The organism is Bdellovibrio sp. ZFWA1 (genome assembly GCF_056175665.1).
In genome coordinates this window covers 769,541-780,988 of sequence record NZ_JBJKJH010000001.1, presented here as the reverse complement: position 1 = coordinate 780,988, position 11,448 = coordinate 769,541, and the positions used below count along the sequence as shown (strand labels likewise).

Below are 11,448 nucleotides of genomic sequence, written 5' to 3'. Positions count from 1 at the left end.
AGAATATCTTTATACGTTTTCCCAAATTGAGACAGGGGATTAGATGTCTTCCTTATGCACTGAAATTAAGTTGAGCAACCGAGCCATCAAGTCGGGCTGAACCACCGGAGTTGGCAAAGGCTGACGGTAAAAACGGCTAAGTTCGACTTCGGGAAGGCCACGGTGTTCTAGCACGAACCTGTCGACAATCTTTTGAATTTGATCAAAGGGCAGTCCTTTGCGGCGTTCAGTTAAAACCTCGTCGACAATTTCGATTAGCGCATTACCCGTGATGCGATGATCGGTATTGAGCCGTTCGGTGCGTTCTTTAATGGCCGCGATTTCTCGATGAAGTGTATTTTGTTTTGTATTCACACTTAAACACGCTTTGGCTAAAGCTCTATACGAGTTAAAAAGCTTTGTAAGGTGCTGGCTTTGCGTCTCGCTCATCTTTTGATCCCGAGACTTAGCAAAACCCGATTTTATTTTCGAAAAGAAATCGCGGGTAGAAATGTCATTCAATATAATTTGTGGAAGGATAGTCAACGCGGTTCGCATATTGAAAAGTGCCGGATGGTTGACTCCATCTGCGACTTTTTCTTGGTGCCCAGAAACCTTGGCCTTTTCAAACCAAGAGTATTCTTTATCGAAGCTCGCCACTAGGCGACGATGCTTTTGAGTTAAGATTTGGCGCTGTTCTTGGTTGAAGCCGGCTCGATATAGAAGACGTTGAACTCTTTCTCGTTCGAAATGATGATCGAACTCGTTTAAGACGCTGTGTTTTGCGAAATTTTTAAGAGGCTTTTTATCTTTGGTTTTTAGATAGTCAACGGCTTGAGCAAAGACCTGAACGATAAGGCGAGCTTTGCCTTTTTGTTCATTAAGATTTGTAGAAAATCTTTCTACGTCGTCATATCGATATTTATCGTGTCGAATACCGAATTGTCGAACAGAGCCATAGTCGATAATTCCGGCGTCAGCTAAAACGTTGTCTCCATCCCAGTCAAGCCATGCAAAAACATAGTCCATCTCTAGGCGGGCCGAGAACTTAGCAAATGCAAAGCTGATTTCTTTAAGCAACTGATCGTATTTTTGGGGGCTACGTAGATTGATATTCCATTTCTTATTGTTTACTTGTCGCTCAATGAGGTAATCGACTGACGACTTAAGATCGTAATAGCGTTCTTGCTTTAGATATAAAAACAGATGGGCTGGTCGAATCAGGTTTTGAGCTGCTCGAACTCCGATACCGTAGCCATTGCCATGATCAATTACACAAAGCATACGTTCTGTTTCGTAGCCTTGAAGATGCATAATTTCGGCAAGAATTGATGCGCCCACCAATTCATCGATTTCTGCCAGGCCACAGCCATATCCAAACTCTGTTCCGCCTGTTTTAAGTGGACGGTTGGCTTGTACGGCTCCTGGTGCTAACGACGTCACTCCGGTGCCTCGACTGGAAACATCCCAGGTTATACCTTTATGCTGAACAACCCCGTTCCAAATGCCACGGCCGTCACCAGATGTTTTGCCTTGTTTGTTACTGTGTTGAAGCTGCAAGTAGCGAGTTGCCATGTAGGCGTTAGGTTTGATTGTTTGAGGGTCTAAGCGTTTTTTTGAAAGTTCATCGTACTCGTTAATAATTTGGATCGAGAAGGTAGAGATTAGTTTGTCGACAAGCTGGGGATTTAAGGTATGAGAATGATCTTGAGGAATCAAGCCCATCTCTTTTGCTAGAACAAAATTAAAGTAAGCAATTTGCCCTTTTCCCAGTTCACGCACTTTGTAGGGGACATAACCTTCAGGAACTTTATCCATCCACGGATGCAGTCCATTCAGTTGATCAAGCGCTGAATAAAAATTTGAACTCTTGTTAAGTGTTTGATTCTTGCGTAAAACCTGGTGTTTTGTCGTCATGCCTAAATTATCGGCTATTTAAGGCTGTTCTTAAATGAGACATCGATAATCTAGACTTTTGAAGTATAAAGATTTTTCCTACCTGAAGTTTGAAATCGCATCGTAGCGGATGCTAACGGCCTTAAGAATGCCGTCTTCTTTTTTCGAAATGACGATTTCGAACTCGTCATGGCTTAATTGAAAGACTCTGACATCGGTTCCATTTTCAAAAAGTTTGTCGAACTTATTGGCGATAACGGGGCTTTTTCTATTCCATGCAGAGACTTGATTTTGGCTGGTTTGCAGTTGAAAACTCCAAAGGCTGTTCCCAATTTTTTGGCTTGGAGTGAAGTCGATAATTGTTGGTGCAGACATCTGCAGCCGCAGCCCAGCGCTCTGAGCTGTGGCGCTTCCACATAGAACTTCAGCGGCCTTACGTTGACCCGCAAAGGATTGAAAACTATGAATACGTAGGTTTTTTTCAGAGAGTCCTTCTACATAGTATTCAGCATCTTTTGCGACTAAAATCAGGTTCTTGGGAAGGCTGTTTAGATCCTTAATCTGAGATTCCTTAGTTAATGAACTCACGAATTCTGGTCTGGCAGCGCAGGTCGCGGCTTCGATAAATGAGGGCTTGAAAATCCGGTTGCTTGCGGGCTCTCGGCTGGTAAGTCGAGCTTCAGATTTAGCAAGATTGGAAGTCGCCATGCTAAACGGAGTCAGTAGAATTAGACTAGTTGTGAAAAGAAGTGCGTGCTGTTTCATCCGAGTCCCCAGACCAATGTATGAGTTCTAAGTTGTTATACCAAATGCTTTTCTTAGTAAATAGCAATTGAGATGCCAACGACTAGACCTCCAATTGTTATATAGGGGCTTCCCAGTCTGTGCCGAGACAAAAAATTAGAATCAAACTGTCTAAAGATTTAATTCGTAAAGTAATTAAACATTTTTATTTAAAATTCACGCAAGCAAAACCACCTAGAGGTGTTTTTAAATTTGTGACTTGGCCTTGGTAAATGCGAGCAATAACCAGCTGAAGTTCACCTTGGTAGGCGTAGCAACGTAAGTCGAATTTAAAAGATTGGGGGCCGGCAGGAGTTTCAAAAATTTGTTCAGGGGCTGGCACATATTCTTGTGCTAAGGTTTCTGAAGGTTCTAAACTATCAAAAAATTTACGACTTATCGATGCGCCTTTGTAAGACTGTTTTGATCCATAAGCCCGTAAAGGCTTAAAGAACCACTTCTTTTTTTCGCCCCAAAGAGATTCTTTGTTATCAATCGTAAGTACAGAACATTGTGGAATGACTTTTTGCAGACGCTCTTGGAAGTCGGGAGTAAATCCCAACTGGGTTAAATAGTCGGGGCGTGCCCATTCAGTCATGCGTTCTTTGTCAGCCAATAAGTAATACTCAAAGGGGTGCGGAGAAAGGCAAAGTTCTTGGGACTCCCAAGCATCTCTGATTTGTTTAGATTCGGGTCCCGATAATAGAAAATCAGTGAAGCGATTATAGATAAAATCATAATCCACAGGGTTGATTTGTCGATAATCAAGAACGTCAACACTCCAGCCCCACTGCTCGAAAAGGCTTTTATAAACCAAAAATTCGACAAAGAGTCTTTGAGAAGCAGGTTCCTCATCTATGATAGCAATGCGAATTTTATCGGCATTGGGGGGCGTTTTCTTTTTGCCTGCCTTCGCATGCAATTGGAGTTCGGAAAGTACCATTTGTTTGATGACCTCTTCGTTGAAAGAAGATACCGGGTTTACACCTTTTTTGCATAGGTACAGCTCTAATCCTAATGCAAGAAAGGCGGCATTTGTATTCATCTCGATAAGCTTGATATTCCCATTTTCGTCGATATGAAAATCAAAGCTGTTGGCCATCGCTCGATTGCCGGGATCTATAAGGCCTTTCTTTTTAAGTTCGGCTTGATGGGCTTCGATGTATTTTGATGAAGTCCGTAGCTGATCAAAGTCCAAGATGGCTTGTTGAATTTGTTCGAGTGTGGAATTCGGCAAGTTAATTTCAAAAGGTGAAATTAGATTTTCAGAAACAAGAGGGGCAAGCTCTTGATCGCCAAGGCGTGGAAAGCGAGCATGAAGATGTTCAAGAAATTTGCTTTTTGTTTCCACGCAAGACTCCTACTTGGGTACTACGATATGAGAGTCGCCTTTTTTCCAACCCGCCTGGCAGAGTTCGCCGGACTGACATGCTAGTAAGACTCGCAGGATCTCGTTGGCATCACGCCCAACAGCTGTATTATTTATCGAAAAGTGTTGGATGCGTTGTTGAGGGTCGATGATAAACGTGCCGCGAGTCGCGATTCCGCGTTCCTCGATAAGAACGCCGTAATCTTTGGCCACTCTTTTTGTAAGATCCGAGATTAGGGGATAGTTGAGGTTCCCAAGATCGTCGCGAAGCCATCTTTTGTGTGAATGCTCGGAGTCAACGCTGCAACCTAAAACTTGAGCTCCAGCTTTTTCAAAAGAAGACGAGAGTTCGCGAAATTGAGTCAGTTCTGTCGGGCAAACAAAAGTGAAATCCAAGGGATAGAAAAACAAAACCACCCATTTTCCCTTATAGTCTTCCAGAGAAATTTCGCGGATCTCGCCGCCATCAAAAACAGCTTTGGCCTTAAATTGAGGTGCAGGTTGTAAGATTTGAATTGGCATGGCTTTTTTCCCCTTGGTTTGCTATCTATTGATGCCAACGATCGGGCTTCAACTCAAGGAGAAATTAGTGAAAATTGTGACATGGAATGTGAACGGCATTCGAGCTTGTTATAAAAAAGGTCTTGAGGATTTTTTAGTCAAAGAGCAGCCAGATATTTTTTGCGTGCAAGAGACAAAAGCCCATATTGAACAAGTTGAAGAAGGGGCACGAAAATTAGGACGTCTTCATTCTTATTGGAGTTCAGCCGTTCGGAAGGGATACTCGGGGACTGCTACTTTTACTGATATGGAGCCCGCGAAAATCGAAAAAGGCATTGGCATCGAAGCCTATGATTCTGAGGGCCGAATTGTGATGACCGATCACGGCTATTTTGACCTTTACAACATTTATTTTCCAAACGGGGGGTCTGGCGAAGAGCGGCACTTGTTTAAACAGCAATTCCTTAAAGATTTAAATACTCATTTGGCCGAAAAAATAAAAAAGGGGCGCGAAATAATTGTGGTGGGGGATTATAACGTCGCCCATACGACGATCGATGTTTATGATCCGGTTCGGTTGTCAAAAGAAAGTGGGTTCTTACCCGAAGAGCGCGCCTGGTTTGATTCCTTTCTGGCGTTAGGATTTGTTGATACTTTTAGACATTTTCATCCCGAAGAACCCAATAGATACTCGTGGTGGTCATATCGAGAGCTGGCAAGAACCAATAATCGTGGTTGGAGAATCGATTATATTTGTATTACCAAGGGTCTGTTGAAATATTTGAAGTCTGCAGATGTGTTGGATCAAGTTGAAGGTTCGGATCATTGCCCTGTTGTGGCGACGTTGGAGTTTTAATTTATGTTTAAGTTAATACCTTTTTGGTTTATCGCAGAGATCGTGGCTTTTTGGGTGGGTGTGAAGCACTTAGGCTTTTGGGATACGATGTTGTTATGGTGGGGGCCAAGTTTGATTGGATTTATTATCACCTCAAGTTTTACTCGGGCCGCTTTGGCATCGATGCAAACATCGGTGATGGCGGGGCAAGTACCTGAAAAAAGAATTCTTCATGCTGGAGCTATATTCTTTGGTGGAGTCCTATTTTGGCTTCCGTTTATAATGACCCGAATCGTAGGACTGTTGTTTATTCTTCCAGGTTTCCGACATTTGATTTTGTATCGCTTCCAAAAAATAGCTTCTGAAAAATTAGCTCAAGGAGCCGCCTCCGCGTTCCAGTTCAATATGTTTGGCACTAATGCGGGTCCGGCAGGAATGGGCGGATTTAAATTTTATCGATATGATATGAAAACCACTAAAACTTCCGAGCGTGATGTAACTCCCGATCAAGATGTGTTAGACGTAAAGCCGATCGAGGTTACTCACTCTTCGACTTCAGATTCGGATTCGGAAGGGTCGCGCCAGAAGAACTAAAAAACTTTCTAAACATCGACTGGCCTAGATGCCCAGATTTGACGGTCCAATATTTTTTGCTGACCGTCACTGCGGCCACGGCAATCTTGTCTTCATCGTCCATTGCATAGCCAACAAACCAGTCGACACGACCTGCAGGTTTTTCACCTGTTAAGTGGCCCGTTTTACCGCCCATTTCAATTTCTTTAAACTTACGATCGCGAGTGATCTGGCGAAATGTTTTACGAGAAGTTCCTGCGATCACGGTTCTTTCCATTAATTGGCGTACTTCTTCGGCCGAGTCTTTATCCATAACTTGCCCTTTCGCGAGGGCTTCAGAGGTGTAAAGGACGTCTCCGGATTTATCTGCAATTTTATCTACGAGGTAGGGAATCACCATGTTGCCATCGTTCGCGACCGACGCTGCGATCATTGCGCCTTGGACGGGGCTCATTTTATTAGTTTTATTGTAACCCGAAGCGACCTCGGCCATCTCGAAACCTTTTTCAGGTGGAACATAGGCAATGCCCATTTGAACCGGAAAATCCGTCGGGATCGGCTGATTAAACATAAATCGTTCAGCGTAAGTTTGAATGTCGATAGGGTCTAAATTTTCAATACTCAGACGGCCAAAGGCAGTATTCAGCGATCGGGCAAAGGCATCGCGCAGAGTGACCGTGTGAGTCCAGCGATTGACTTGGTCGGAAAGAACATTCTTTTTATAAAGAGTGTAAGCGCCGCCATTATAGTTGATCCGATGATCTGCATTGATACCTTTTTTATCTACCGCTGCTGTGGCAGTGACTACTTTGAAAACCGAAGCTGCCGGGAAAGTAGCCTGAAGAGCCCAGCTCAAGGCATTGGGATCATCTTTTTGGAAACTGGTCATCGCTAAAATACGACCGGTTTTGGCATCCATTAATACAATAGATGCATAATCGGGCTTGTAGCTTTGGAGCAGCTTTTCGGCTTCCCGTTGAAGTAGAGGGTCAATTGTATATGTGATCTGGGCCTGGCGCTTCTTGCCCCCAAGGGTGATCTCGTAGGAGGCAGGGAACTGATTCTTCTGGATGGCGGGACCCAGGCTCTGAGCGATTTCGGCCCGCGACAGAGTTTTGGTCTCTAAAGCTTTTTCTGCCTTTTCGGGTTCTGAGCCCCCAAAAATGAAGCCCGACAACAGAGCCATACAGGCTCCCGAAAATGTGAGTAAAATTAAAGGTTTGCCGAGGCGGCTTATTTGCTTCAGTTGCATTTGTTTAATGGTAACCAAAAAACGAAGCTGGAATCAACTAAGTATAGATAAAGACCTTTATTTTTGAAACATGTTGCGCTAAGACAGGCCCTCATGAAGACCAAAGAACGCATTCTTGTTACTTCCATTGAATTATTCAATCGCAACGGTGTTGCCGCTATTACGACGAATCATATCGCCAAGGCGATGGATATCAGTCCGGGCAATCTTTACTTTCACTATGACAACAAAGAAGAGATTCTTGTCGAGTTATTCAAGAGAATGGCTAAAGACACCTATGCTATTTGGCGCCCCAAAAAAGTGAAAACTTTAACGCCAATTAAGTTTATTGAAGAAAACTTCGAGATTTATTGGAAGTACCGTTTTTTTCATCGCGAGATGTACTCTTTAAGACGTAAAGATACGGCCTTGGCGAAAATGTGGAGAGCCCATATTCAAAAGATGATTAAGCTAATGATAGTTTTGTATCGTCAGTGGGTGCGTCAGGGGTATATGGCTAAAATCGCCGATCTTTCTGAAATGCAGTATATCGCTGAATCTTTATTGGCCATGGCGACGACGTTCTTGCAGTTTTTTGAGTCGGCCGAGAAGAGCCCAGGAAAGAAAAGTATCGAGCGCGGAAAGCGCCACGTAGCCCGGCTACTATTGCCATACACTACTGGCGAAACAAAAGCCGAGTTTGAAAAATTTCTATTGTCATGACAAAAAAGGGCTCGTCAGAGCCCTTTTATTTTGAGTTGGGCTGGCTCGGCATTTGCTTTTATTCCCACTATTACGATCACTGATTTTGACGAAGAGTCCGTTAGAGAGTGGGTTTCGATGAAGTTCTTATTGTTTTTAGCCTTTGTGATGGGTTTGGTTTTGAATGCCGAGGTGGTGCTTGCGGCAAATAACTCGATGGCGAAGAAGATGGAGTGTTCTGCTTTGAAGGAAGAACTTAAAGCCATGCAGCAGGCTCAACAGTCCATTGTGAATTCCTTAGTTTCAAATCATCAAACATTTGCAGTTACTTTAGAGGAGTATTCTGACACGGCAGTGTCGGCTCCGAAGGTTGCCAGTAAAGAAATGAAAAGATCCGCTCAATCTTTTAGAAGCCGTGGGGTTCAGGGTAAAAAGATTGCGGAAAAACTTAATAAGGCCAGTGCGGATTTAATCGCTCGAGTGGCGACTTGTTTGTAAGTTGAGGCCTTTATCAAATTCTGTAGCTATCTTTGAAGTTCGGGGGAATGGAAAAGGAGCTGAATCGAAGCGATCGTCGAAAGACGATCGCTTTTTTGTTTTGATTTGAGAAATTTGAAACCTTTTTCGCGATGCGATATAATGGAGTGATAAACAGGTTTCTATAGGGAGAATGACAAATTCTTACATGTCGCATTGTTTAGAAATTACGAATATTTGGTTAATTTTAAGTTAATGTAAGATTTTTTACTTGCAAAAAATACACGCCTACTACTTAATAAGGCAGTTCCAAATTGGCACTCTGGACTAGAGTAGGAACTTTAACTTGAGGGGGAGATATGGCTATCTCTGAGAAGTTGGTTGAAGAATGTAGATCTAAGCTTCTGCGTACAAAAGCAGACTTGTTGAACCGAGTGAAAGATTCTCGCACGACATTGGATAACGATGAGCGTGGTGGTGATGAAGGGGATCAGACGGTTCGAGTGCTTGCGGAAGCGGAATTCCTAAGTATGCACGAACGTCTTCGTGGTCAACTTATGGAAATCGAAAGTGCGTTGGCTCGTATCGATTCCGGAACGTTCGGTCTATGCGAAGAGACTGAAGAAGAAATCGAGGCAGAAAGATTGTTAGCGATTCCTTGGACTCGCTTATCGATTGAAGGTGCTGAGATTCGTGAATCAATGAATAAAAGGTACGCGCGCTAAAATTGAGTATTTTAAAACCCCGGGTGAGAACTCGGGGTTTTTTGTTTTAGTAGCTAAAGACTTTTATCGAATCTGTAGTGGTTCCATACAAGATAAAGATTCGATTCTGCGAGTCCCATTCGACTCGACCATTAAAGGTGTTGGTTATTTGATTTTCAAAAATCAATGGTTTGAATAACCAAATATTGCCTAGTTTTGTTTTCGAATTTCTACGTAAAGATCTCTCTTGCGTGATGACATCTATCTGACTGCGATTATGATTTAGATAGAGTGTATCTGAAGTTCGAAATTTATTTTTCTCCCAATAAAGTTTTATTCGATCGTGACTAAAGCGAATCTCTTTTAACCTGTGGAGTGTAGGGGCGTATATTTCTCCTAGGTACTTAAAGCAGGTTTGTGATTCTCTTTTTAAATTCCGAATGATGCGAGGGCATGCGGTGAATTTTTGTTCTAAATAGGACCACACCCTTATTTCGGTAAAATGAAATTGAAAGCGACTCCATTCAGGCGTGTCGGTTTCAGGATCCTCTTCGTTGTCCTCATTTTCAGAAGGAGGATTCTCTACGGGCGGGGGGGCTTCGTCTGTAGGATTGGTGGGATTGGGATCGGTGGTTGTCTCTGAAGGGGGTGTCGTGGTGTCCTCTGTGATGTCAGAAGCTGGAGGTGTAGCAACTCCGATGCTTTCTAATATTTCCGCCGCCTTCTTGTTGTCAGCTTTTTGGCAGGCGACAAGAGTCACAGCAAGTATCGGTAAAAGCAGGAGCCAGCATTGAACCTTCATACTACAGATTGTAGTCCTATCCTACTTAGCGAGGGTTAAATGCGGGTAAGATTTATGAGTCGAAATAAGCTGCCGCTATTCAGTTAAACGCAAGCTTTGATAGATGTCCGTGCAGGGTTTAATGAGTCTTGGGAAGCTTTGAGCTTCACTAGAGCAGGTCAAAGTAAGAGTCCCTTTTCCATTGTTGATAATGAATTGGCGCATCTGTCTGTTTTTGCCACGATGATGAAGATCAAAAACCTGAGTGGATAGAGCTTCATGTTTAAAATTTTTGGAAGCCAGAAGTTCAAATCCCAAGTTGAGATAATCTTGGGGTTTGGATGTAAATTTAGAAGATGGCTCGTAAGCCACGCTGACAATCAGATCTTCGTTGTTTTTTTTGCTTGTCATTTGAAGGCGCGTGATTTGGGCTTGCTCGAGGAAGCTCCATTGGGCGTCATAGTTGGTAGGAAGCTTCAAAGAATAGCGTTTATTTAACAACCATCGATAGCTAAGTGGGTCGGCAAGAGCCGAACTGCCAACACCAGGATGAGGTGCAGCTTTCGACAGACTTTGATATGCTGTAATGAAAAATAGAACCCATAACACGGTAAACTTCATGAAATTGAATTTAGCACTTTTTGAAGTAGGGAAGAAGGATTGATTTTCTTCAAATTTGAAATCTCGACCCATTCTAAATTAACATTTTTTGATTTGGCCGATGTTTCTTTAGAAATTTTAATATTTACATAAATATCGTGATGAGTGATCGCGTGTTTGACGTCCCAGTTTTTGGGTTTGTTTTTGCTAATAGTTATTTTTCCTGGAAAAATCATCTGCTTTTTTAGAAAAGGGGCGTAGTCATTTTGAACTAACGCCACCCTGTTATTTTTGACGTGAAGATCGACATCCCAAATCCAGACTTCTGATTCTTTTCGAGGTTTTTTTAAAGGAAGTTCGGCTACCTTATTTTTTTCGAAGGCGACACACGAAGACGCCCACGGGCACATAGTGCATAGATACTTTTGTGGACTGCATAGAGTTGCACCCAGCTCCATCAAGGCTTGATTGACAACGTCGGGCTCTCCGAGTTGGGAAAGTTGATCTGAAAGATCCTGAAGCTTTTGTCGGCCGGTATTGCCCCACCACTCTAATTTTAAGCCGTGCTTCCGTGATAAAACTCGAATGACATTGCCGTCAAGAACGCCCACTTTTTCCTGAAAGGCGATACTAGCCACCGCTCGAGAAGTGTAGGGCCCAAATCCAGGAAGCTCGATAAGTTCGGCTGCTGATTGCGGGAATGAAGGAAGTGAGGCGATCGCTTTTGCAGCTTTGTGTAAATTGCGGGCGCGAGAGTAATATCCTAAACCAGCCCAAGATTCTAGAACTGCAGATTCCGGCGCTTCAGCTAAAGCGTGAACAGTAGGAAATTTACGAATGAATTTTTCAAAATAAGGAATGACGGCAACGACCGTCGTTTGTTGTAGCATGACTTCAGAGATCCAAATTTGATACGGATCTTTTGTTCTTCGCCAAGGTAGATCTCGGTGATTTTTTTTGTACCATTGCGTAAGATTTTTGTGGTCGTTTTTCAGGTTCATTCGCGATACATTAATC

13 protein-coding genes are annotated in these 11,448 nt (G+C 43.1%); 5 read left to right on the top strand and 8 right to left on the bottom strand.

Going from position 1 to position 11,448, the window contains the following annotated elements; all coding sequences use genetic code 11:
- Positions 1 to 39: 39 nt before the first annotated feature.
- The 4 genes from AC04MN_RS03700 to AC04MN_RS03685 all read right to left on the bottom strand — a co-directional run bounded on the left by AC04MN_RS03700 (position 40) and on the right by AC04MN_RS03685 (position 4,549).
- Positions 40 to 1,896: a hypothetical protein gene (locus AC04MN_RS03700; RefSeq protein WP_475381842.1), complete on the bottom strand. Its 1,857-nt coding sequence runs from the start codon at positions 1,894 to 1,896 to the stop codon at positions 40 to 42.
- Between the two features lie 78 nt (positions 1,897 to 1,974).
- Positions 1,975 to 2,640 carry a hypothetical protein gene (locus AC04MN_RS03695; RefSeq protein ID WP_475381841.1) on the bottom strand — a complete coding sequence of 222 codons (666 nt, stop codon included), beginning with the start codon at positions 2,638 to 2,640 and terminating at the stop codon, positions 1,975 to 1,977.
- A gap of 184 nt (positions 2,641 to 2,824) precedes the next feature.
- On the bottom strand, positions 2,825 to 4,009 hold the full coding sequence (locus AC04MN_RS03690; protein ID WP_475381840.1) for a hypothetical protein: 1,185 nt from the start codon (positions 4,007 to 4,009) through the stop codon (positions 2,825 to 2,827).
- A 9-nt stretch (positions 4,010 to 4,018) separates the two neighbouring features.
- A complete protein-coding gene (locus AC04MN_RS03685; protein ID WP_475381839.1) occupies positions 4,019 to 4,549 on the bottom strand; it encodes a peroxiredoxin in 531 nt (176 codons plus the stop codon).
- Positions 4,550 to 4,616: 67 nt separating this feature from the next.
- Here AC04MN_RS03685 and AC04MN_RS03680 point away from each other — a divergent pair, with 67 nt between their 5' ends.
- Positions 4,617 to 5,384, top strand: coding sequence for an exodeoxyribonuclease III (locus AC04MN_RS03680; RefSeq protein ID WP_475381838.1), 768 nt, complete (start codon positions 4,617 to 4,619; stop codon positions 5,382 to 5,384).
- Positions 5,385 to 5,387: 3 nt separating this feature from the next.
- A complete protein-coding gene (locus tag AC04MN_RS03675; protein WP_475381837.1) occupies positions 5,388 to 5,957 on the top strand; it encodes an FxsA family protein in 570 nt (189 codons plus the stop codon).
- Here AC04MN_RS03675 and AC04MN_RS03670 read toward each other — a convergent pair.
- Positions 5,902 to 7,122, bottom strand: a complete 1,221-nt coding sequence (locus tag AC04MN_RS03670) for a penicillin-binding transpeptidase domain-containing protein (protein WP_475381836.1) — start codon at positions 7,120 to 7,122, stop codon at positions 5,902 to 5,904. The genes AC04MN_RS03675 and AC04MN_RS03670 overlap by 56 nt on opposite strands.
- Positions 7,123 to 7,281: 159 nt before the next feature.
- Between AC04MN_RS03670 and AC04MN_RS03665 the strand changes: the two genes are divergently transcribed.
- From AC04MN_RS03665 to AC04MN_RS03655, 3 genes are all read left to right on the top strand, one after another.
- The gene (locus AC04MN_RS03665) at positions 7,282 to 7,890 is read left to right on the top strand and encodes a TetR/AcrR family transcriptional regulator (RefSeq protein WP_475381835.1); all 609 of its coding nucleotides are present in this window, start codon (positions 7,282 to 7,284) and stop codon (positions 7,888 to 7,890) included.
- 30 nt (positions 7,891 to 7,920) lie between these two features.
- Entirely contained in the window at positions 7,921 to 8,367 is a 447-nt protein-coding gene (locus AC04MN_RS03660) for a hypothetical protein (protein WP_475381834.1), read from the top strand.
- A 338-nt stretch (positions 8,368 to 8,705) separates the two neighbouring features.
- On the top strand, positions 8,706 to 9,071 hold the full coding sequence (locus tag AC04MN_RS03655; protein WP_475381833.1) for a TraR/DksA family transcriptional regulator: 366 nt from the start codon (positions 8,706 to 8,708) through the stop codon (positions 9,069 to 9,071).
- A 46-nt stretch (positions 9,072 to 9,117) separates the two neighbouring features.
- Here the strand turns inward: AC04MN_RS03655 and AC04MN_RS03650 are convergent, their stop codons facing one another.
- The 3 genes from AC04MN_RS03650 to AC04MN_RS03640 all read right to left on the bottom strand — a co-directional run bounded on the left by AC04MN_RS03650 (position 9,118) and on the right by AC04MN_RS03640 (position 11,432).
- Entirely contained in the window at positions 9,118 to 9,852 is a 735-nt protein-coding gene (locus AC04MN_RS03650) for a hypothetical protein (protein WP_475381832.1), read from the bottom strand.
- A gap of 75 nt (positions 9,853 to 9,927) precedes the next feature.
- The gene (locus tag AC04MN_RS03645) at positions 9,928 to 10,452 is read right to left on the bottom strand and encodes a hypothetical protein (protein ID WP_475381831.1); all 525 of its coding nucleotides are present in this window, start codon (positions 10,450 to 10,452) and stop codon (positions 9,928 to 9,930) included.
- Entirely contained in the window at positions 10,449 to 11,432 is a 984-nt protein-coding gene (locus AC04MN_RS03640) for an A/G-specific adenine glycosylase (protein WP_475381830.1), read from the bottom strand. The genes AC04MN_RS03645 and AC04MN_RS03640 overlap by 4 nt, the downstream gene beginning before the upstream one ends.
- Positions 11,433 to 11,448 lie beyond the last annotated feature (16 nt).

What these genes read in the sequence shown, in the direction of transcription:
- AC04MN_RS03700 (WP_475381842.1), bottom strand. Translation starts at nt 1,896, where the DNA reads ATGACGACAAAACACCAGGTTTTACGCAAGAATCAAACACTTAACAAG.
- AC04MN_RS03695 (WP_475381841.1), bottom strand. Translation starts at nt 2,640, where the DNA reads ATGAAACAGCACGCACTTCTTTTCACAACTAGTCTAATTCTACTGACT.
- AC04MN_RS03685 (WP_475381839.1), bottom strand. Translation starts at nt 4,549, where the DNA reads ATGCCAATTCAAATCTTACAACCTGCACCTCAATTTAAGGCCAAAGCT.
- AC04MN_RS03675 (WP_475381837.1), top strand. Translation starts at nt 5,388, where the DNA reads ATGTTTAAGTTAATACCTTTTTGGTTTATCGCAGAGATCGTGGCTTTT.
- AC04MN_RS03670 (WP_475381836.1), bottom strand. Translation starts at nt 7,122, where the DNA reads ATGGCTCTGTTGTCGGGCTTCATTTTTGGGGGCTCAGAACCCGAAAAG.
- AC04MN_RS03665 (WP_475381835.1), top strand. Translation starts at nt 7,282, where the DNA reads ATGAAGACCAAAGAACGCATTCTTGTTACTTCCATTGAATTATTCAAT.
- AC04MN_RS03655 (WP_475381833.1), top strand. Translation starts at nt 8,706, where the DNA reads ATGGCTATCTCTGAGAAGTTGGTTGAAGAATGTAGATCTAAGCTTCTG.
- AC04MN_RS03650 (WP_475381832.1), bottom strand. Translation starts at nt 9,852, where the DNA reads ATGAAGGTTCAATGCTGGCTCCTGCTTTTACCGATACTTGCTGTGACT.
- AC04MN_RS03645 (WP_475381831.1), bottom strand. Translation starts at nt 10,452, where the DNA reads ATGAAGTTTACCGTGTTATGGGTTCTATTTTTCATTACAGCATATCAA.
- AC04MN_RS03640 (WP_475381830.1), bottom strand. Translation starts at nt 11,432, where the DNA reads ATGAACCTGAAAAACGACCACAAAAATCTTACGCAATGGTACAAAAAA.